18 protein-coding genes, 1 tRNA gene and 1 pseudogene are annotated in these 18,969 nt (G+C 60.8%); 11 read left to right on the forward strand and 9 right to left on the reverse strand.

Annotation, left to right across the window (positions count from 1 at the left end; genetic code table 11):
• Positions 1 to 27: 27 nt before the first annotated feature.
• Complete coding sequence (gene dxr, locus BLW69_RS01075) at positions 28 to 1,212, reverse strand: 1-deoxy-D-xylulose-5-phosphate reductoisomerase (protein WP_092659356.1); 1,185 nt, start codon at positions 1,210 to 1,212, stop codon at positions 28 to 30.
• 109 nt (positions 1,213 to 1,321) lie between these two features.
• On the opposite strand from dxr, the gene BLW69_RS01080 reads away from it, so the two are divergent.
• From BLW69_RS01080 to BLW69_RS01095, 3 genes are all read left to right on the forward strand, one after another.
• Positions 1,322 to 2,560, forward strand: coding sequence for an FAD-dependent oxidoreductase (locus BLW69_RS01080; RefSeq protein WP_244508761.1), 1,239 nt, complete (start codon positions 1,322 to 1,324; stop codon positions 2,558 to 2,560).
• A gap of 148 nt (positions 2,561 to 2,708) precedes the next feature.
• The gene (locus BLW69_RS01085) at positions 2,709 to 3,245 is read left to right on the forward strand and encodes a DUF2937 family protein (RefSeq protein ID WP_092659360.1); all 537 of its coding nucleotides are present in this window, start codon (positions 2,709 to 2,711) and stop codon (positions 3,243 to 3,245) included.
• 377 nt (positions 3,246 to 3,622) lie between these two features.
• The gene (locus BLW69_RS01095) at positions 3,623 to 4,000 is read left to right on the forward strand and encodes a DUF982 domain-containing protein (protein WP_092659364.1); all 378 of its coding nucleotides are present in this window, start codon (positions 3,623 to 3,625) and stop codon (positions 3,998 to 4,000) included.
• A gap of 342 nt (positions 4,001 to 4,342) precedes the next feature.
• On the opposite strand, the gene BLW69_RS01100 is transcribed toward BLW69_RS01095, so the two are convergent.
• Both BLW69_RS01100 and BLW69_RS01105 read right to left on the reverse strand, forming a co-directional pair.
• A tRNA-Arg gene (locus tag BLW69_RS01100) sits at positions 4,343 to 4,419 on the reverse strand.
• A gap of 55 nt (positions 4,420 to 4,474) precedes the next feature.
• A complete protein-coding gene (locus tag BLW69_RS01105; protein WP_092659366.1) occupies positions 4,475 to 5,659 on the reverse strand; it encodes a M20 aminoacylase family protein in 1,185 nt (394 codons plus the stop codon).
• Between the two features lie 181 nt (positions 5,660 to 5,840).
• On the opposite strand from BLW69_RS01105, the gene BLW69_RS01110 reads away from it, so the two are divergent.
• Together BLW69_RS01110 and BLW69_RS01115 are read left to right on the forward strand one after the other, a co-directional pair.
• On the forward strand, positions 5,841 to 6,926 hold the full coding sequence (locus BLW69_RS01110; RefSeq protein WP_244474111.1) for a D-alanyl-D-alanine carboxypeptidase family protein: 1,086 nt from the start codon (positions 5,841 to 5,843) through the stop codon (positions 6,924 to 6,926).
• Between the two features lie 30 nt (positions 6,927 to 6,956).
• Positions 6,957 to 8,132, forward strand: a complete 1,176-nt coding sequence (locus BLW69_RS01115; RefSeq protein ID WP_092659370.1) for a CobW family GTP-binding protein — start codon at positions 6,957 to 6,959, stop codon at positions 8,130 to 8,132.
• Between the two features lie 45 nt (positions 8,133 to 8,177).
• Here the strand turns inward: BLW69_RS01115 and BLW69_RS01120 are convergent, their stop codons facing one another.
• The 5 genes from BLW69_RS01120 to BLW69_RS01140 all read right to left on the reverse strand — a co-directional run bounded on the left by BLW69_RS01120 (position 8,178) and on the right by BLW69_RS01140 (position 12,127).
• Positions 8,178 to 8,414 (reverse strand): sulfurtransferase TusA family protein, encoded by a 237-nt coding sequence (locus BLW69_RS01120; protein WP_062461809.1) that lies wholly within the window; start codon positions 8,412 to 8,414, stop codon positions 8,178 to 8,180.
• A 5-nt stretch (positions 8,415 to 8,419) separates the two neighbouring features.
• Complete coding sequence (locus BLW69_RS01125) at positions 8,420 to 9,778, reverse strand: L,D-transpeptidase family protein (RefSeq protein WP_092660942.1); 1,359 nt, start codon at positions 9,776 to 9,778, stop codon at positions 8,420 to 8,422.
• Positions 9,779 to 9,982: 204 nt separating this feature from the next.
• Positions 9,983 to 10,936 carry an acetyl-CoA carboxylase carboxyltransferase subunit alpha gene (locus BLW69_RS01130; protein ID WP_092659372.1) on the reverse strand — a complete coding sequence of 318 codons (954 nt, stop codon included), beginning with the start codon at positions 10,934 to 10,936 and terminating at the stop codon, positions 9,983 to 9,985.
• Positions 10,937 to 11,000: 64 nt separating this feature from the next.
• Positions 11,001 to 11,942 carry a site-specific tyrosine recombinase XerD gene (gene xerD / locus BLW69_RS01135; RefSeq protein WP_092659373.1) on the reverse strand — a complete coding sequence of 314 codons (942 nt, stop codon included), beginning with the start codon at positions 11,940 to 11,942 and terminating at the stop codon, positions 11,001 to 11,003.
• Between the two features lie 26 nt (positions 11,943 to 11,968).
• Positions 11,969 to 12,127 (reverse strand): hypothetical protein, encoded by a 159-nt coding sequence (locus BLW69_RS01140; RefSeq protein ID WP_092660944.1) that lies wholly within the window; start codon positions 12,125 to 12,127, stop codon positions 11,969 to 11,971.
• A gap of 145 nt (positions 12,128 to 12,272) precedes the next feature.
• Between BLW69_RS01140 and BLW69_RS01145 the strand changes: the two genes are divergently transcribed.
• From BLW69_RS01145 to BLW69_RS01155, 3 genes and pseudogenes are all read left to right on the forward strand, one after another.
• Positions 12,273 to 12,878 (forward strand): shikimate kinase, encoded by a 606-nt coding sequence (locus tag BLW69_RS01145; RefSeq protein ID WP_062461798.1) that lies wholly within the window; start codon positions 12,273 to 12,275, stop codon positions 12,876 to 12,878.
• A complete protein-coding gene (aroB, locus tag BLW69_RS01150; RefSeq protein ID WP_092659375.1) occupies positions 12,875 to 14,005 on the forward strand; it encodes a 3-dehydroquinate synthase in 1,131 nt (376 codons plus the stop codon). The genes BLW69_RS01145 and aroB overlap by 4 nt, the downstream gene beginning before the upstream one ends.
• A gap of 29 nt (positions 14,006 to 14,034) precedes the next feature.
• Positions 14,035 to 14,889 (forward strand): annotated as a pseudogene (locus BLW69_RS01155) (transporter associated domain-containing protein); the annotation flags it as partial.
• 7 nt (positions 14,890 to 14,896) lie between these two features.
• Here the strand turns inward: BLW69_RS01155 and BLW69_RS01160 are convergent.
• Positions 14,897 to 15,178: a BolA family protein gene (locus BLW69_RS01160; protein WP_092659377.1), complete on the reverse strand. Its 282-nt coding sequence runs from the start codon at positions 15,176 to 15,178 to the stop codon at positions 14,897 to 14,899.
• A gap of 116 nt (positions 15,179 to 15,294) precedes the next feature.
• Here BLW69_RS01160 and BLW69_RS01165 point away from each other — a divergent pair, with 116 nt between their 5' ends.
• The 3 genes from BLW69_RS01165 (at position 15,295) to cobT (ending at position 18,962) form a co-directional block, all read left to right on the forward strand.
• Positions 15,295 to 15,942, forward strand: a complete 648-nt coding sequence (locus BLW69_RS01165) for a J domain-containing protein (RefSeq protein ID WP_062461786.1) — start codon at positions 15,295 to 15,297, stop codon at positions 15,940 to 15,942.
• A gap of 62 nt (positions 15,943 to 16,004) precedes the next feature.
• Positions 16,005 to 16,997: a cobaltochelatase subunit CobS gene (gene cobS, locus BLW69_RS01170; protein ID WP_092660946.1), complete on the forward strand. Its 993-nt coding sequence runs from the start codon at positions 16,005 to 16,007 to the stop codon at positions 16,995 to 16,997.
• Between the two features lie 48 nt (positions 16,998 to 17,045).
• The gene (gene cobT, locus BLW69_RS01175; RefSeq protein ID WP_092659379.1) at positions 17,046 to 18,962 is read left to right on the forward strand and encodes a cobaltochelatase subunit CobT; all 1,917 of its coding nucleotides are present in this window, start codon (positions 17,046 to 17,048) and stop codon (positions 18,960 to 18,962) included.
• The last annotated feature ends 7 nt before the right edge of the window (positions 18,963 to 18,969 follow it).

Genomic DNA, 18,969 nt, shown 5'->3' on the forward strand with positions numbered 1-18,969 from the left:
CCCGCCGTAGCCGATGGCTTTGGGCGCTTAGGCGGCCATTTCCCGTTTGTCGATGATTTCGTCGGCACGGCGGCGTGCTTCAGCGTCTGCTGCAAACACGGCATCCATCGTTGTGGCAGCGTGACCCATCATCGCGTCCATCACGTCTTCGACCACATCCGCCATGGTGAGGAAGCCGATCCTGCCGGCGCAGAAGGCATGAAATGCCATCTCTTCCGCGGCATTCATGATCGCGCCCTGCGCGCCGCCGCGCTCCAGCGCAGTGCGGGCGAGCCTGAGTGCCGGAAACCGAACCTCGTCCGGCGCCTCGAAATCCAGCCGTGCGAGCTTGGCGAAATCGAGCCTCTCTACATTCAGCTTCGGCCGTTCGGGATAGGTCAGCGCATAGCCGATGGCGGTGCGCATATCCGGACTGCCGAGCTGCGCAATGACGGATCCATCCTGGTAACCCACCATGGAATGAATGATGGATTGCGGATGCACGATCACCTCAATCTGGTCCGGCCTGATATTGAACAGGTGCTTCGCCTCGATGATTTCAAGCGCCTTGTTGAACATCGAGGCGCTGCCGATCGAGATCTTTAGCCCCATGGACCAGTTGGGATGGGCGCGGGCAACCTCTGCCGTGACGCCGGCCATCTCCTCGCGGCTCCATGTCCGGAACGGTCCGCCGGACGCGGTCAGAACGATGCGTTCCACCGCATGGTGCTGGTCGTCTTCCAGCGACTGGAAGATCGCGCTGTGCTCACTGTCGACCGGGATCAGCCGACCGCCGCCCTCGGCCACCGCCCGAACGAAGAGTTCGCCAGCGGAAACCAGGCACTCCTTGTTGGCAAGGGCGATGTCTGCTCCGCGTTCCGCAGCAGCAAGCGTCGGCGCAAGGCCGGCAGTCCCGACGATTGCCGCCATCACCAGGTCGGACGGTCGTGCACCCGCTTCGATCAGCGCCGAGCGTCCCGCCGCGACCTCGATCCCGGTGCCTGACAGTGCCGATTTCAGCGCGTCGTAATGGGCATCATCGGCGGTTACGGCCAGCGCTGCGCCGCAGGCTATCGCCTGCTCGGCCAGCAATGTGACATTGGCGTTGCCGGTAATTGCAACGACATCGAATGCGTCGCGCCCGCCAAGCTGGCTCACGACATCGAGCGTGTTGACGCCGATCGAGCCGGTGGAACCAAGAATGCTGATGCGACGCTTGCCGGTTTCGGCCATGGTATGTCCTGTCTTTACGGTGACCGCTGGTCTAAAAGAGAAAGCGGCGGCTCACAAGTGTAAGCGCTCAACTCCGAACTTTCGAAGAGCCCGGTAGGTCATGACGGATATGCAGACGATCGAGACCCAGACGATCGAAACCCAGAAGATCGAAACCCAGTGTGTCATCGCCGGGGCAGGGCCGGCGGGCCTGATGCTGGGCTTTCTTCTGGCGCGGGCCGGCGTCGATGTGGTCGTGCTCGAAAAGCACGCGGATTTCCTGCGCGATTTCCGTGGCGATACCATCCATCCCTCGACGCTGGAAGTGATCACAGAGCTCGGCCTGATCAATGACTTTCTGGCACTGCCGCATACAAGGGCGCCAAAGCTTTCCGCGCAGATGGGCGGCGAGACGATCACCATGGCGGATTTCTCCCGTCTCCCGGTCAAGAACCGTTTCATCGCCTTCATGCCGCAATGGGATTTTTTGAATTTCATGGCAAGGCAGGCGCAAAGCTATCCCAATTTCAAGCTGATCATGGATGCCAAGGTAACCGGGCTCATTGAGGAGAAGGACGCAATTGCCGGCCTCTGCGTCGAAACGCCGGATGGTCCGCTGACCATCCGCTCGCAACTCGTCGTCGGGGCCGATGGCCGCAATTCCATCATCCGGGACAAGGCCGGCCTCACCGTCGAAAGCTTTGGAGAGCCGAGCGAAGTCCTGTGGATGAAGCTTTCCAAGCAGAAGGATGATCCGAACGAGGTGATGGGGCATGCCGGTCCAAGCCAGGGTCTGGTGCTGATCGACCGGGGTGACTACTGGCAATGCGGCTATGTGGTCCGTCGCACGACCTATGCAGACATCCGCGAAAAAGGCATCGAGGCTTTTCGTCAGCGAGTGGTGGACGTTTCGCCGCTTCCGGCCGCGCGGATGGCGGAGATCTCCTCCTTCGACGACGTCAGCCTTTTGACCGTACGGATCGACCGGCTGACACAATGGTGGCGCAGCGGCCTGATCTGCATCGGCGATGCGGCGCATGCGATGTCGCCGATCGGCGGCGTTGGCGTCAACCTTGCCATCCAGGATGCGGTGGCGACGGCAAACATTCTGGCAAAGCCGCTGCGCGAAAACAGGCTCTCGGATGCGGATCTCGCGGCCGTGGAAAAGCGCCGCAGCTTTCCGACGCGCGCCACGCAGAAACTGCAGCTGATGATGCGCTCGAGCCGCCGCAGCGATGAGGTCGATGCGCAAAAACGCAAAGGCCCGCCAGCTTTTATCCGCGGCATCGCCCGCTTTCCGCTTCTCGCCCATCTCTCGGGACGACTGATGGGCCTCGGCTTCCGTATGGAGCATGTCCGCAAGACCTGAACCGTTTGCCGTGGGTTTTCAGATCGACGAGGTCGGCGCAGCGGGTAAAGCGCAACTTTGAGGCGCCTCAAAATGCCACCAGTATTCCTGCCCGCAACCTTTCCAGGTATCTCCCGTTGTGAAAGGGGTCCACGAACGGGGTGATGCGATGCTGATGTTCGGACGAATGCTGACGATGGCTGCAGCGATACTGGGCGGCCTGTTTTTCTCTCAGGCGCCCGAGTTTGCCCAGCAATACCGCCAGCGCATCGGCGGCGCGCTCGATGAGCTGAAGGTGATGATCACCCAGTTCGACACCCAGGCCAACCACCACGGTCTTGGCCGGCAAGAAGCGCTCAACGTCTATTCGAGCTCGCCGGAAACCTTCCTGCGCGACCAAGGCGACACGATGCGCGGCATCTTTCAGCGTTACGAGACCTTGCTGACGCAGCAGGATGAACTGATCAAGGCCTCGCTGCCGATCAAGCCGTTCGTGGTGATGCGCAACGCCGACCCCATGACATTCACCAACACATGGCGCGACTATGTGCCGGCCGTGCCGATCGACGCCGCAGGCCTCACCTGGGCCGGCGGTGGCTTCTTCGCCGGCTGGGTCGCCGCTGGCATTCTCGGTTTCGTGCTCAAGGGGGCGACCCGCCCATTGCGCACAAACCGCGCCAGGAAGCAGGCCACGCCGCAAGTATAGACGAGGAGGGTGCGGAATTGGTGATCCCGAATGGACGGCGAAATCTCCGAGAACGTAATCCCGGGAACACGGAATTTTCGTAGAGAGAAACGCGACATCCTTCCGACAGCGCGCGTTCTCAGCCACGGGAGCGGCCTTCTGGAAGTGAAAGGCGTGGCGCAGTATGTAGACATCGTGCACTGGTATAAGAGTTTGGCCTGCTGGCGCCGCACGTTGGCCAAGTACCCGCTTTCTACAGGTATCGACCTCAAGTCGATCTCGTACGGTGGCGCCGATCTACTACATCGCCAGGTCCTCTTTTCCACACGACAGTCACCAGCCCCGCTCAAGTATTGCCCGCTAAATTAGCTCTACTTGAGGATTGGGCGAACATAGCCATGGCTGAATGGGACAACGTCGTCACCATCGAGTTGCGGGGGGAAACCAAGACCTTTGTGCGTATCAAAAGCACGAAGGAGGCGGCGAAGTATTTGATCGAAGCGTGGCCGGGTTCCCGGGACGCAGCTTACCATGATGCCGTGGTCGCCTGCGCTGGAGCATTGAGGGGCCTCACGAACGAAAGACGCGTTGTCGAAGTGCTGTGTAAGGCGGCTTCGTCGTCCAACCTGATCGCCTACCACAGCATCGATGCTTTCGAGGCAGAGATGATCAGCGCAATCAGAATGGCCTTGGACACCGATCTTCAATCTTGTCTCGAGGCAACGTTAAATAAATTCGAGCTAAACAGTATAAATTTCGTCGAGGTCGGGATTTAGTTGATCCGCTGTTTGATGAATTTTGCAGGCGCTCTATTGTGTGTTGAAAGAGCCATGCGAAAATTCAAGCCTGGCCAAAATCGAGACGTTGAGCATGGCCGCAGCAAATGCAGTTACGATGGCTTGGGTCGAAGCAAATCCTTTGCAACTACGAGTTCTCGCCACGGTTCTGAGTTTGCGTATTTCGACGGTAGCGGATGGTTGTGGTGCTGAGCTGTTCTTACTGTGCAGCAACGCATCACGTCGCGGGTAACGGCTGAGCGAACTCGGACGTAATCAGCCAGCGAATGATCAGTTTGTGGGAACGCCGGGAACGCGGACGCCCCAAAAGTCCTGCAAATGTGGTGATCCCAATTGGATTCGAACCAATGGCCTCAAGATTAGGAATCTTGCGCTCTATCCTGCTGAGCTATGGGACCACTCGGCAAAACCCATACAAAAGGTGATGCGTTTAGCCAAGCTTTTTTCTGCGGGTTATGATGACAGGCGCTGCTCCGTGAGCTTGACCCAGTAGGAAATGCCATAGGCGATTGCTTCGTCGTCGAAGTCGTAGTTGGGGTTGTGCAGCGCTGCCGTATCGCCGTTGCCGATGAAGATGAAGGCGCCGGGGCGGCGTTTGAGCATGAAGGCGAAGTCCTCGCCGGCCATGGTGGGTTCGACGTTCGCATCCACATTGGCGGCGCCGACGATGGATGAGGCGACGCCGATCGCGTGGTCGGTCTCGCTGTCGTGGTTGGAGGTAACAGGGCATTTGCGCTCGTAGTCGATCGACCAGCCGGCGCCGTGGGCGCTTGCCAAGCCTTCGACGATCTGGCGGATGCGGTTTTCGGCAAGGTCGCGGGTGTCTTCGTTCAGCGTGCGCACCGTGCCCATGATGATCGCGTTGTCGGGGATGATATTGTGTGTCGTGCCGGCATCGAAGCGGGTCACGGATATCACCACCGACTGTACGGGGTCTGCGTTGCGGGCAGCGATTGCCTGCAGGCTGCCCACCAGCTGCGAGCCGATGAAGATCGGGTCGATCGTCTTGTGAGGCTGGGCCGCGTGGCCGCCGCGACCCTTGATGGTGATGGTGAAGCGGTCGGGTGCGGCCATGATGCCGCCCTTGCGGATGGCAAACTGGCCGACCGGAATGCCCGGCATATTGTGCATGCCGTAGACTTCGTCGATGCCGAAGCGCTCCATCATGCCGTCTTCGATCATCGCCAGCGCGCCGGCGCCGCCTTCTTCGGCGGGCTGGAAGATCAGCGCCACGGAGCCTTCGAAATTGCGGGTTTCGGCAAGGTATTTTGCAGCACCCAGCAGCATGGACGTGTGCCCGTCATGGCCGCAGGCATGCATCTTGCCAGGGGTTTTCGAGGCCCAGGTCTTTCCCGTGAGTTCGGTCAGCGGCAGCGCGTCCATGTCGGCGCGCAGACCGATCGTGCGTCCACTGCTCCCTGCGCCTGAGCCCGCGGCGCCCTTGCCCCTGATGATGCCGACAACGCCGGTGCGGCCGATGCCGGTCGCGACCTCGTCGACGCCGAATTCCTTCAGCTTAGCGGCTACGAAGGCTGCGGTCTCAACGACGTCATAGAGGATTTCGGGGGTCTGATGGAGATGTCGGCGCCATTCGCTGACTTCGCCTTGAAGTTCGGCGGCGCGGTTCAAGATGGGCATTCGGATTTCCTGTGCTGCTGCTGCTCATAAGGTTGTGACCCATCCTCCCGAAGGGAGTGTGCCTCGCCTGATTGACGTAATCAATCATCTTTGCCATTGCTTGGCCACAGTGGCCACATATGCGCCAAACGTTTCGGGCCTCCATTCCCGGCTCCAGCGACGAGGAACGCTCTTGTCATTCTTGCATCTGAAATCCGCGACCGCCGTTCGGGTGGTCTCCGCCATTGCGGCACTAGGCCTCCTCGTTTCCGCCGGCAGCGCTGCGGCCAATCCGCGGCTGATCGTCGATGTGAAGAGCGGGCGGGTCATCGCCCATCAGGATGCGTTCCTGAAATGGTATCCGGCTTCACTGACCAAGCTGATGACGGCCTATGTCACCTTCAAGGCGATCAAAAGCGGCCGTCTTTCGCTCGAAACCCAGGTGGTGATGAGCAAGAAGGCGACGGACCAGCCGGCCAGCAAGATGTATTTCAAACCGGGCACGCGGCTGACGCTCGACAATGCGATGAAGATCCTTCTCGTCAAGTCTGCCAACGATATCGCCGTGGCCGTCGCCGAAACGGTGGGCGGCTCGCTCGATCAGTTCGTGGAAATGATGAACTCGGAAGCGCAGGGGCTCGGCATGGCATCGAGCCATTTCATCAATCCGCATGGCTTGCCCGGCAAGGGCCAGTTCACGACGGCGCGCGATCTCGCCGTGCTGACGCTGGCGCTGAAGCGGGAATTTCCGCAGTACCAGAGCTATTTCTCGCTGGAAGGCATCGATACCGGCAAGAAGCAGTATCCGAACTTCAACACGCTGATCGGCCGCTTTGATGGGGCCGACGGCATGAAGACCGGCTTCATCTGTGCCGCCGGCTTCAACCAGATCGGCTCGGCCACCCGCAACGGCCGCACGGTGATTTCGGTCGTGCTCGGGTCCGACAGTCTCGCCGGCCGGGCGGATGATACTGCGAACCTTCTGCAGCAGGGGCTCACCTCCCAGGCAAACGAAGGCGTGCCGCTCGCCTCGCTGCCGCCCTATGGAAACACGGCCGAGGTGAATGATGTCAGCGCCGAGATCTGCAATCCGAAGGCTGCCAAAGTCCGCAGTGAAAATCGCGACGATGCCGGGCGAACCGTTCTGCATTCGCCCTATATTCACGAGATGACGCGGCCGCCGCAATATGCGGTGACAAGCCTCATCCTCGGCGGCGAAGACGTGCCGGATGCCAATACGGGCACGAAGTCCGTACCGATCCCGCAGCCGCGCCCAGCCAATCTCTAAAGGGCTGGCTGAACTTTAAGGTACGAAAACATGTCCTTTAGCGGTCGCATTCCGGTTTCCATCCTCACCGGCTTTCTGGGGGCGGGCAAGTCCACGCTTCTCAACCGGATCCTGAAGGATCCGGCCGCCAGCAACACGGCCGTCATCATCAACGAATTCGGCGATGTGAGCATCGACAATTTCCTGGTCGAAAGCTCAGGCGATGCATTGCTCGAGCTTTCCAATGGCTGCCTGTGCTGCACCGTGCGCGGAGAGCTCATCGATACGCTCGCCACGCTGATGGACGGCGTTCAGACCGGACGGCTGAAGCCGATCCACCGGGTGGTTATCGAAACGACAGGGCTTGCCGATCCGGCGCCGGTCATGCAGTCGGTCATGGGCAATCCCGTCATCGCGCAAAATTTCGAGCTCGACGGCGTCGTCACCGTCGTCGATGCGGTCAACGGTATCTCAACGCTCGATCGTCATCCGGAAGCGGTCAAGCAGGCTGCGGTCGCCGACCGGCTGGTTCTCTCCAAGCTTTCCATGTCCACACCGGAGGAGAGCGACGCGCTGCGGGCCCGGCTGCGCGCGCTCAACCCGCGGGCACCCATCGTCGATGGCGATGACGAAAGCACCGGTGCCGCCGCGATCCTCGTCAACGGGCTCTACGATCCGGAAACAAAGATCGCCGATGTCGGCCGCTGGCTGCGGGAAGAAGTGGCGCACGATCACGCGCATGAGGCTCATGGGCATGGGCACGATGGGCACGGGCACGGGCACGACCATCACGACCATAAGCACGATCCTCATGATCACGGCCACCATCATCACGATGTAAACCGGCACGGCGCCAACATTCGCTCCTTCTCGATCGTCCACGACAAGCCGATCGAGCCGATGGCGCTCAGCATGTTCGTGGATCTGCTGCGCTCGGCGCATGGCGAAAAGCTTCTGCGCATGAAGGCGATCGTGGCGATGTCCGATAATCTCGAGCGTCCGCTGGTGCTGCACGGCGTGCAGAGCATTTTCCATCCGCCGGAACGGCTGGCGAAATGGCCTGAAGGCTCCGATCGTCTGACGCGCATGGTGCTGATCACCCAGGATCTGCCGGAGGCGTTCGTGCAGGATCTTTTCGCGGCCTTCACGGGCAAGCCGCAGATCGATCGTCCGGATCGTGCGGCGCTCGAAGACAATCCGCTGGCCGTGCCGGGCATGCAGTTCTAAGGCTGCATCGCCAGTTCCAATTTTCGATTTGATGCTGTTGCGCAATCAACCCTTGCGGATCACGAACCTGTGGCCCGTCTCGGTCCGCTCGGACGAGAGCAGGACGTGGCCGTCCTGGCTGCAGAAATGCGGGATATCGATGCCTGCAAGCGGATCGGTGGTTTCCAGGGTAAGAGACGCGCCCGTCTCCATGGACTTCAGACGCTTGCGGGTCTTCAGCACGGGCAGGGGGCATTTCAGCCCGCGAAGATCATAGGTCTCTCCGAGGGCTTCCCCAGGCACTGGCGTCAGTCCTTGGACCAGAACTTCCAGGCGGGCTTCTTGGCGGTCTCGGTCACCGGCTGTGTTGCCGTATAGGCAAGCGGGTTCTGTTCCGGCACAGGAACGGCAACGGTCGTGCCCTGCGCTGTCTGAACGGTCGGCGTTGCAGCCTTTGGTGCCGGCGCCGATGGAACGCTGGTGGTCTGGGCGCCACGCAACTGCGTATTGGCAATCGAGCCGGTCGTCGTTGCAGGCAGGCGGTCCTGCTTTACCATCATGCGCTCGTTGATCGAGGCTGTACGGGCAGACGTCGGGCCAGCGGAGGCAAGCACGGTGGTCGCCGGCTTCTCGCCGCCCGAGGCCATGCGCTTTTCCATCATCTGCTTGAATTCCGACTGGCTCAGCAGCTTGCCGGCTTCCAGCGACGTGCCTGTTGGTGCATAGGCGAGTTCACGGCCCTTGCGCTTGCCGGCAACGACGGCCTTGCGCTCGGCTTCCGTCGGCTCGTACCAGACCTTGCCGTCATACTTGTCCATCGCCTTCTGATAGGCGAGTTCGTAGGTCTTGGAATAGGACGACAGTGCGGATACCAGCGTCGGCGGCGTCGACATGGTCGGGCAGGCGGCGGCCGGTGCGAACTTGCCGTTGCTGTCCGCCTGCTGGTTGAAGACGTACTTCTTTTCGCAGACGTTCACTTCCGGCGGGCGCTTCGTCACTTCGAAATTGTCGTAGCCGGTCTTGATCATCTTCCAGAAGTCATAGTTCTGGTTGTCGCGGTGGCGCACCATGTTTTCCGCGCTCATGCGGAAGGGAAGCGCCTGCAGCTGGATCGAGGTCTGGCCGCCCTTAAAGGCGTCGCGTGCAAAGGCGTAGATTTCCAGAACCTGTTCGTCGGTCATGGAGTAGCAACCCGACGACGAGCAGGCGCCGTGGATCATCAGATTGGTGCCGCTGCGGCCGTTGGCGGCGTCGTAGCGGTTCGGGAAGCCGGTGTTGATGGCGAGGTAATACTGCGAATTGGGGTTCAGGTGCGCAGGGGTCAGGCTGTAGAAGCCTTCCGGCGCCTGACGGTCGCCTTCCTTCACCTTCGGTCCGAGCTTTCCGGACCAGGCGCAGATGTCATAGCTCTTGATGACGTCGAAGCGGTTGTCGGCCTTCGCCTTCCAGATCTCGAGCTTACCCTCTTCCTTGAGGATGCGGATCATGATCGGCGACTGGCGCGGCATGTTCCTCTTTTGCATCTCGGCAACGATGCTGGAAGGAAGAGGCTGCTCCTTCTTGTTCTTGACGGTCGAGAGATCGATCTTTGCAGAGTCCAGCGTATCGTTACAGCCGGTAAGGGCCGTTGCGACAAGAAGGGCGAAGGCGATGTGTTTCAGGCGCATCGAGACAAACCACATATCAGGAATGGCGAACAAAACCGTACGAGACACGATCAATAAGACGGTAAGCTTTACATCTTCTTAAACGCTTGCACGCGGCTGTCTAGCGAAACCGCCGCGGTTTTCACCGCACACCGGCAATTGCCAAAGTCCTATACCGGCGATTTTGGCAATTTCAGGGGCAGACGATCGGTTTTACGCCTAATCCTACAGGTTGCGGCCGATATCGAGGAATTTCTGCCGGCGCTGGTTGCGCAACTCGATGCCGGAGAGCTTCCCAAGTTCTTCCAGAGCCGAAGCAATCACCTTGCCGGTGGCAGCAATAACGGTTTCCGGATCGCGATGGGCGCCGCCGATCGGCTCCGGAATGATCTCGTCGATGATGCCGAGACCCTTCAGGTCGTCGGAGGTGATCTTCATGTTAGTCGCAGCTTCACGGGCGCGGGTCGAATCGCGCCACAGGATGGAGGCGGCGCCTTCCGGCGAGATGACCGAATAGATCGAGTGCTCGAGCATATAGACCCGGTTGCCGGTGGCGATGGCAATCGCACCGCCGGAGCCGCCTTCGCCGATGACGATGGAGATCAACGGGACTTTCACGCCAAGGCACATTTCCGTCGAGCGGGCGATGGCTTCCGCCTGGCCGCGCTCTTCCGCGCCGACGCCCGGATAGGCGCCTGCCGTATCAATCAGGGAGATGATCGGAAGACCGAAGCGGTCGGCCATTTCCATGATGCGGATCGCCTTGCGATAGCCTTCGGGACGCGGGCTGCCGAAATTGTGCTTCAGGCGGCTCTTGGTGTCGTGACCCTTTTCCTGGCCCATCAGCGCGACAGGCATACCGTTGAAACGGGCAAGGCCTGCCTGGATCGCCGCGTCTTCACCGAAATTGCGGTCGCCGGCAAGCGGCGTGAAATCGGTAAACAGCTTTGCGGCATAATCGACGAAATGCGGGCGCTGCGGATGGCGGGCAACCTGCGTCTTCTCCCAGGCGCCGAGCTTGGAATAGATGTCCTTGACCGCTTCCTTCACCCGGCCTTCAAGGCGGGTAATCTCGTCGGTCGTGTCTATGCCTTCATTCTCGTCCGTGAGCTTCTTGAGCTCGTGGATCTTGCCCTCGAGGTCAGAGATTGGCTTTTCGAAGTCGAGATACGTTTGCATGAGATCCGGTTTCCGGTTGTTTTTCTCTTGAGGAACGTAGCGTTCCAATTTTCGATCGGGGCTTCTAATCCCGGTTTTTGGCCTGTTTTGCAAGAGGGTGATGTGTTTGCACCGTCTGGCGAAGCCGTTCTTCCAGGACATGAGTGTATATTTGAGTGGTGGAAATGTCTGAATGTCCAAGCAGTTCCTGTACCACTCGAAGGTCGGCGCCGTTTGCCAAAAGATGGCTTGCAAAGGCGTGACGCATAACATGCGGCGAGATCGCAGCGGTTTTTAAGCCCGCCCGCGCCGCCAGTCCCTTGAGGTCGCGGGCGAAAACCTGGCGGGGAAGATAACCTTCCTTGCTGCTGGAAGGGAAGAGCCAGATGCTGTCCGCATCTTTTTCGCGGCTGCTCCGCATTTCGCCATAAACTTTCATCGCGGCGATGGCCGAGCGGGAGAGCGGCACCAGCCGTTCTTTGTTGCCCTTGCCGCGCACCATCAGGAACCGGCCTTCCTGATCCAGCACCTTTGCCGGCAGTGAGACGAGTTCGCTCACCCGCATTCCCGTTGCATAAAGAAGCTCGAGCAGTGCCAGCATGCGGGCGCGGGAAATCTGGTCGGGTCCCGGTTGTGCCGCTTCCTCCATGGCAAGACTTAAGAGACGGGTCACGTCTGCCTCGGTCATGATCTTCGGCAGCGAGCGGCCTTTCTTCGGCGCGTCGAGAATGGATGTGGGATCGTCGGTGCGAAGGCCTTCGGCATAGAGGAACTTGTAGAATTGCCGCATGGCAGAAAGGCGTCTTGCCTGCGAGGACGCGGCAAAGCCCTGCTTGCCGAGATGGCCGAGATAGGCCGACAGATCGGCGCTTTGCGCAGACGACGGCGTCGATTTGTGGGTCGCGAGGAAGGAATGCATGTCCTCCAGATCGCGTTCATAGGAGGACAGCGTGTTCACCGCCGCACCGCGCTCGGCGCTCATCATTTCCAGAAAGGCTTCGATGTGAGCGCGAGACAGGTCGGCCATTGGTTCGTCCTATCCTTGTCAGGCGGTCAGGGCTTCTGGGCGGGCGGGTTCAGCCGTTCGGAGGGCACGCGCACGGTGACATCGCGTTCGCGCGGCTCCACCAGAAAGACCAGTGCCACCATGCTTCCGTAGATGATGCCAGCGATCACCGCGAGCACGAATAGAAACCGGAACAGGGTAGGCATCGAGAACTCCGCTTCGTTGCGCTGCACTATATCCGTAAATGTTTATAGATCGACAAGAAGAAACGGTGAGGGCGGTGTTTCAGGCGCCGCGCGGCTTGACGCCCATCCCGCATTTGTCGATACCGTTTCGCAAACGGACGAGACGATGAACGAAGTTGCATCCATTGCGGAACAGTCGCTCAAGCAGCGGGCGAGCGCGGCACTCGGTGGCCGCAACCTGACCCTTGTCGGCCTGATGGGAGCGGGCAAGTCGGTGATCGGAAAGCTGGTCGCCCAGGCTCTCAACGTGCCCTTCGTCGATACGGACGCGGAAATCGAAAAAGTCTCCCGCATGACGATCTCGGAGCTTTTCGCATCATACGGCGAAACGGAGTTCCGGGCGCTGGAAACGCGGGTCATAGAGCGGTTGCTGAAGCAGGGACCGCGGGTGGTCTCGACCGGCGGCGGTGCCTTCATCAACGAGGCGACCCGCGCGCAGATCAAGGCCGGCGGCGTTTCGCTCTGGTTGAAAGCGGATCTGGATGTTCTGTGGGAGCGCGTCAACCGGCGCGATCACCGCCCGCTTCTGAAAACCGAAAACCCGAAGCAGACGCTGGAGAACCTGATGATCCAGCGCTACCCGATCTATGCCGAAGCCGATCTCACCGTGCTGTCGCATAATGTCCGCAAGGACGTGATGGTCAACGAGGTGCTAAAAGCGCTGGCCGGGCTTCCCAAGGCCGGCCTTGCAAAGACAGGTGACATGCCATGAACGAAACCTCCCGTGCTTCCGAACGCCTGGTGCATGTGCCGCTCCAAGGGCGCGCCTACGATATTCTGATCGGCCCCGGTCTCATCGAGCGCGCCGGCGGCGAGATCACGTCGCGGCTGAAAGGCCGGCGCGCGGCGATCGTAACGGACGAAAACGTGGCACCGCTCTATCTCGAAGCGCTGATGGACAGCCTCCAGACCGACGGCATCGAAGCCGTATCGCTGACGCTGCCGGCCGGCGAAAAGACCAAGAGCCTCGAACACCTGTCAACCGTCTGCGACATGGTTCTGTCGGCGCGGATCGAACGTAACGATGCGGTGATCGCGCTTGGCGGCGGCGTGATCGGCGATCTCGCGGGTTTTGCGGCAGGCATCGTGCGGCGTGGCGTGCGCTTCGTGCAGATCCCGACCTCGCTTCTGGCGCAGGTGGATTCGTCCGTCGGCGGCAAGACGGGCATCAACACCCGTCACGGCAAGAACCTGCTCGGCGTCTTCCATCAGCCGGATCTGGTTCTCGCCGATACCGCAGCCCTCGACACGCTGTCCGAGCGGGAGTTTCGGGCAGGTTACGCCGAGGTCGCCAAATACGGACTGATCGACCAGCCGGATTTCTTCGAATGGCTGGAAAAGAACTGGAAGGCCGTGTTCTCGGGCGAGCCCGAGCGGATCGAGGCAATTGCCAGAAGCTGCCAGTCGAAATCCGATGTGGTTGTCGAAGACGAGCGGGAGACCGGCCGTCGGGCGCTCCTCAATCTCGGTCACACGTTCGGCCACGCGCTGGAAGCCGCCGTCGAATACGACGGGAAGCGCCTCGTTCATGGCGAGGGCGTCGCGATCGGCATGGTTCTGGCCTACCAGTTCTCGGCCCGCATGAACCTTGCAAGCCCCGATGATGCCAGCCGCGTCGAGGCGCATCTGAAAGCCGTCGGCCTGCCGACCAGGATCAGCGATATTCCGGGCGAACTACCGCCGACGCAAAGGCTTCTCGATGCGATTGGGCAGGACAAGAAGGTGAAGAGCGGCAAGCTCACCTTCATCCTCACCCACGGGATCGGCCAGTCCTTCGTCGCTGATGATGTGCCGTCTTCCGAAGTGCTGAGCTTCCTTGACGAAAAGCGGAGCCGATGAGCGCCAAACGCAGCCTGCCATCGCGCCTGCTGAACGCGGTCATCCGCCGCCTGCTTCGCATGTCCGGCCTGTCGCTGTCACCGGAAACGCTGGTCTTTGCGGACCGCGACGATCTGCATTCGGCACTCGAGGCCCGGCACCGGGAGCGCGATCCCGTGCAGCGGGACCGCAACCGGCTGAGCGGACTGTTCGAGCTTCAGGAGCTCGAAGTCTCCGACGTGATGCGGCATCGCACCGTCATGCGCGCGCTGAACGCCGACGATCCGCCTGAGGTTCTCGTGCGCACCGTGTTGGAAAGCCCCTATACCCGCATGCCGGTGTGGCGCAATTCGACCGAAAACATCATCGGCGTGCTGCATGCCAAGGACCTGTTGCGCACACTTGCCGACGTGGAGGCCGACGGGGCCCCTGTCGATGTCGTGAAGATCGCCCAGCGGCCGTGGTTTGTGCCCGATAGTACCAGCCTCAAGGACCAGCTTGCCGCATTCCTGAAGCGCAAGGTGCATTTCGCCGTCGTGGTCGACGAATATGGCGAGGTGCAGGGCATCGTCACGCTGGAGGATATTCTCGAGGAAATCGTCGGCGATATCGCAGACGAGCATGATATCGAGGTCCGTGGCGTGCGCCAGGAAGCCGACGGCTCGATCCTGGTCGATGGCTCGGTGCCGATCCGAGATCTCAACCGGGCGCTCGGCTGGAGCCTTCCCGATCAAGAGGCGACGACGATCGCCGGCCTCGTCATCCACGAATCAAAGCTCATCCCCGAAGAGCGGCAGGCCTTCACCTTCCACGGCAAGCGCTTCATCGTCCTGAAGCGCGAGAAGAACCGCATCACGCGGCTCAGAATCCGCCCGGCAGTCGAGACAGCGCTGCCCGGCGAATAGGTCTCCGCTACCAGCGCGTCGCTTCGCCCGGTGCCGCGGCTTCCACCGCCAGCGCGTGCAGGCCTGCGTCGAGTTCGGGCTTCAGCAGCGCATTCACGGCCCGGTGCCGGTCGATACGGCTCTTTCCCGCAAATGCCGGAGACACGATCCGCACCCGCATATGGGTCTCGCCGGTTCCTGTAATATCCGGCTGATGTCCGGCGTGATGCTGGCTCTCGTCGATCACCTCGAGCCGATCGGGGGCAAGGTTGTCGCGAAGCGTAGCTTCGATGCGGGCTCTTACGGTCATGTTCGGCTTCCTTTGATGGCAGACAGGGCGACGCAGAAGGGCATCTCAGAAACCAGCAACAAACCGGTTTGTCAATTCTTGTCCCGACTTCTCGGCGGCCCCATAATAGGAGCCTTATGAAACTCGATTCCAAATATTTCGACCGTATCCGGACGCGCCGGAACAGGCAGCAGGAAACGGCTGCGCAGGCTCCGACCTGCCAGTGGGACGGGTGCGACAAGCCCGGCGCCCACCGCGCGCCCGTGGGTCGAAATGCGGAAGGACAGTTCTTCCTGTTCTGCTTCGAGCATGTGAAGGAATACAACAAGGGTTACAACTATTTCTCCGGCCTGTCGGATGGCGAGATTGCGCGCTACCAGAAGGAGGCGATCACCGGTCATCGCCCCACATGGACAGTTGGCGTCAACAAGGCGGCGAAAGACGGGCCGTTGCATTCGAGCGCGCGTTCCAGTGCAGGCGGTGCCAGCGGAACCGCTTACGCGCAGCAGCGTTTCAAGGATCCGTTCGGTTTCGTTTCTCAGGCCCGGGCGGGCACCGGTGGACGGTTCGAAACGCAGGGACGAAAGCTGAAAACGCTGGAAGCCAAGGCTTTCGATACGCTGGAACTGGCGGCAAACTCGAATTCGACCGATATCAAGCGGCGCTACAAGGAACTGGTCAAGAAGCACCACCCGGATGCCAATGGCGGAGACCGCGGTTCTGAAGACCGTTTTCGCGCTGTCATTCAAGCATACCAGTTGTTGAAGCAGGCGGGTTTCTGCTAAGCCGTAAAAACATATGGCAGCGAGGATGAAGGCCGGGCATTTGCCCGTGCCCTGGAGTTATGATGAGCAAGATCGACTTAGACATTTCCAACCTTCCCGACACCACAGTATCTGTCCGGGATGTTTTCGGCATTGATACCGATTTGAGGGTTCCGGCCTACAGCCACGGCGACCCTTACGTTCCGGACCTTGATCCGGACTACCTGTTCGACCGCGACACGACGCTCGCCATCCTCGCAGGGTTTGCCCATAACCGCCGCGTCATGGTGTCCGGTTTCCACGGAACCGGCAAATCGACCCATATCGAGCAGGTTGCCGCCCGCCTCAACTGGCCTTGCGTGCGCGTCAACCTCGACAGCCACGTCAGCCGTATCGATCTCGTCGGCAAGGACGCGATCGTGCTGAAGGACGGCAAGCAGGTCACCGAATTCAAGGACGGCATCCTGCCCTGGGCCTACCAGCACAATGTCGCACTTGTGTTCGACGAATACGATGCAGGTCGTCCGGACGTGATGTTCGTCATTCAGCGGGTGCTGGAATCGTCGGGCCGCCTGACTCTTCTCGATCAGAGCCGCGTCATTCGTCCTCACCCGGCATTCCGCATCTTCTCGACCGCCAACACGGTTGGTCTGGGAGATACGACGGGCCTTTATCACGGCACCCAGCAGATCAACCAGGCACAGATGGACCGCTGGTCGATCGTGACCACGTTGAACTACCTGCCGCACCAGAAGGAAGTCGATATCGTTGCCGCCAAGGTGAAGTCTTTCGGCAAGACGGCCGAAGGTCGCGAGACCGTATCAAAAATGGTGCGCGTCGCCGATCTGACCCGTTCGGCCTTCATCAACGGCGACCTGTCGACCGTGATGAGCCCGCGTACGGTCATCACCTGGGCCGAGAATGCCGAGATCTTCGGTGATGTCGCCTTTGCCTTCCGCATCACCTTCCTCAACAAGTGCGACGAGCTTGAGCGCACGCTGGTGGCCGAACAGTATCAGCGCGCCTTCGGTGTCGAGCTCAAGGAAAGTGCCGCCAACATGGTTCTTGGCGCTTAACGTCGACAGGGGCGTGACCTAACGCGCCAAGCGAAGGAAATGCAGGCCATGTCAGGTCGTGGAGACAATTCGAAACCCAAGTCCAGCGGCATGGTCGATACCGAGCCGTTGCGCCGGGCGATCACCGGCTGCGTCCGGTCGATTGCCGCCAATGGCGAGGTCGAGGTGTCGTTCGCCAACGAGCGCCCCGGCCTTGCCGGTGATCGCATTCGTCTGCCTGAAATCTCAAGGCGTCCGACGGCTCATGAGCTTGCCGTCACAAGGGGCCTCGGCGATTCTATGGCGCTGCGGATTGCCTGCCACGATACGGCCATGCATGCCAATCTGGCGCCGCAGGGATCGGATGCGCGCACCGTGTTCGATGCGGTCGAGCAGGCCCGGATCGAATCGATCGGCGCGCTGCGGATGACCGGCGTTGCCTCCAACCTCAACTCGATGCATCAGGAAAAATACGCCAAGGCGAATTTCACCGGCATCGAGCGTCAGGAAGACGCACCCATCGGCGAAGCGATCGCCATGCTGGTTCGCGAGAAGCTGACCGGCGTGAAGCCGCCCGAAAGCGCCGGCAAGGTGCTCGACCTCTGGCGTCCGTTCATCGAGGACAAGGCGTCGGGCGATCTCGACAATCTGAGAAATGTCATCGAGGACCAGCAGGCCTTTTCCAAGGTCGTGCGCCGCATGCTGTCATCCATGCAGATGGCCGAGGATCTCGCCAGCGACGACAGCGAGCCTGAGGACATCGACAACCAGAACGACGAGGAACAGCCGAGCAGCGGCGAGACCGAGAACGAGGAAGTCGAGGAAGAAGCCGGCTCTGATGCCGCGCCCGCCGAACAGAGCGACGTTGCCGACGACGACATGGACGAAGGCGAGATGGACGGCGCCGAAATGTCGGACGAGGAGATGTCCGACGAGAGCGACGATCACTCCGAGACGCCAGGCGAAACCCGCCGGCCGAACAGCCCGTTCGACGATTTCAACGAGAAGGTGGATTATCACATCTTCACGCAGGAGTTCGACGAGGAGATCACCGCCGAAGAGCTGTGTGACGAAGCGGAACTCGACCGGCTGCGCGCTTTCCTCGACAAGCAGCTCGCGCATCTGCAGGGCGCCGTCGGCCGTCTGGCCAACCGGCTGCAGCGTCGCCTGATGGCGCAGCAGAACCGCTCCTGGGATTTCGACCTGGAGGAGGGCTATCTCGACCCGGCCCGCCTCGTGCGCCTGATCATCGACCCAATGCAGCCGCTTTCCTTCAAGAAGGAACGCGATACGCAGTTCCGCGATACGGTCGTGACGCTGGTGATCGACAATTCCGGCTCCATGCGCGGCCGTCCGATCACGGTTGCGGCAACCTGCGCCGACATTCTTGCGCGCACGCTGGAACGCTGCGGTGTGAAGGTGGAGATCCTCGGCTTCACCACCAAAGCCTGGAAGGGCGGCCAGAGCCGCGAGAACTGGCTTGCGAACGGCAAGCCGGCGACACCCGGCCGTCTCAACGATCTGCGCCATATCGTCTACAAGTCCGCCGATGCTCCGTGGCGCCGCTCGCGCCGCAATCTCGGACTGATGATGCGCGAAGGCCTGCTTAAGGAAAACATCGACGGCGAAGCGCTGATGTGGGCGCATAACCGTCTCATCGCGCGGCCGGAACAGCGCAAGATCCTGATGATGATCTCGGATGGTGCGCCGGTCGATGATTCGACTCTGTCGGTCAATCCGGGCAACTATCTGGAGCGGCACCTGCGCGCCGTCATCGAACAGGTCGAGACCAAGTCGCCTGTCGAGCTTCTGGCGATCGGCATTGGCCATGATGTGACGCGCTACTATCGCAATGCCGTGACCATCGTCGACGCAGACGAGTTGGCAGGTGCGATGACCGAGCAGTTGGCCGAACTCTTTGCCGATAAGTCGTCGGCACAGGGCGCCCGTGGCGCCCGCGGTGGCCGTATGCGACGGGCAGGCTGAGGGCTTC

The sequence above is a fragment of the Rhizobium sp. NFR12 genome, from assembly GCF_900108545.1.
Classification (GTDB): domain Bacteria; phylum Pseudomonadota; class Alphaproteobacteria; order Rhizobiales; family Rhizobiaceae; genus Neorhizobium; species Neorhizobium soli.

What these genes read in the sequence shown, in the direction of transcription:
- BLW69_RS01085 (WP_092659360.1), top strand. Translation starts at nt 2,709, where the DNA reads ATGCTGATGTTCGGACGAATGCTGACGATGGCTGCAGCGATACTGGGC.
- BLW69_RS01095 (WP_092659364.1), top strand. Translation starts at nt 3,623, where the DNA reads ATGGCTGAATGGGACAACGTCGTCACCATCGAGTTGCGGGGGGAAACC.
- cobT (WP_092659379.1), top strand. Translation starts at nt 17,046, where the DNA reads ATGTCAGGTCGTGGAGACAATTCGAAACCCAAGTCCAGCGGCATGGTC.
- cobS (WP_092660946.1), top strand. Translation starts at nt 16,005, where the DNA reads ATGAGCAAGATCGACTTAGACATTTCCAACCTTCCCGACACCACAGTA.
- BLW69_RS01145 (WP_062461798.1), top strand. Translation starts at nt 12,273, where the DNA reads ATGAACGAAGTTGCATCCATTGCGGAACAGTCGCTCAAGCAGCGGGCG.
- BLW69_RS01140 (WP_092660944.1), bottom strand. Translation starts at nt 12,127, where the DNA reads ATGCCTACCCTGTTCCGGTTTCTATTCGTGCTCGCGGTGATCGCTGGC.
- aroB (WP_092659375.1), top strand. Translation starts at nt 12,875, where the DNA reads ATGAACGAAACCTCCCGTGCTTCCGAACGCCTGGTGCATGTGCCGCTC.
- BLW69_RS01125 (WP_092660942.1), bottom strand. Translation starts at nt 9,778, where the DNA reads ATGCGCCTGAAACACATCGCCTTCGCCCTTCTTGTCGCAACGGCCCTT.
- xerD (WP_092659373.1), bottom strand. Translation starts at nt 11,942, where the DNA reads ATGGCCGACCTGTCTCGCGCTCACATCGAAGCCTTTCTGGAAATGATG.
- BLW69_RS01105 (WP_092659366.1), bottom strand. Translation starts at nt 5,659, where the DNA reads ATGCCCATCTTGAACCGCGCCGCCGAACTTCAAGGCGAAGTCAGCGAA.
- BLW69_RS01165 (WP_062461786.1), top strand. Translation starts at nt 15,295, where the DNA reads ATGAAACTCGATTCCAAATATTTCGACCGTATCCGGACGCGCCGGAAC.
- BLW69_RS01115 (WP_092659370.1), top strand. Translation starts at nt 6,957, where the DNA reads ATGTCCTTTAGCGGTCGCATTCCGGTTTCCATCCTCACCGGCTTTCTG.
- BLW69_RS01130 (WP_092659372.1), bottom strand. Translation starts at nt 10,936, where the DNA reads ATGCAAACGTATCTCGACTTCGAAAAGCCAATCTCTGACCTCGAGGGC.
- BLW69_RS01160 (WP_092659377.1), bottom strand. Translation starts at nt 15,178, where the DNA reads ATGACCGTAAGAGCCCGCATCGAAGCTACGCTTCGCGACAACCTTGCC.
- dxr (WP_092659356.1), bottom strand. Translation starts at nt 1,212, where the DNA reads ATGGCCGAAACCGGCAAGCGTCGCATCAGCATTCTTGGTTCCACCGGC.
- BLW69_RS01080 (WP_244508761.1), top strand. Translation starts at nt 1,322, where the DNA reads ATGCAGACGATCGAGACCCAGACGATCGAAACCCAGAAGATCGAAACC.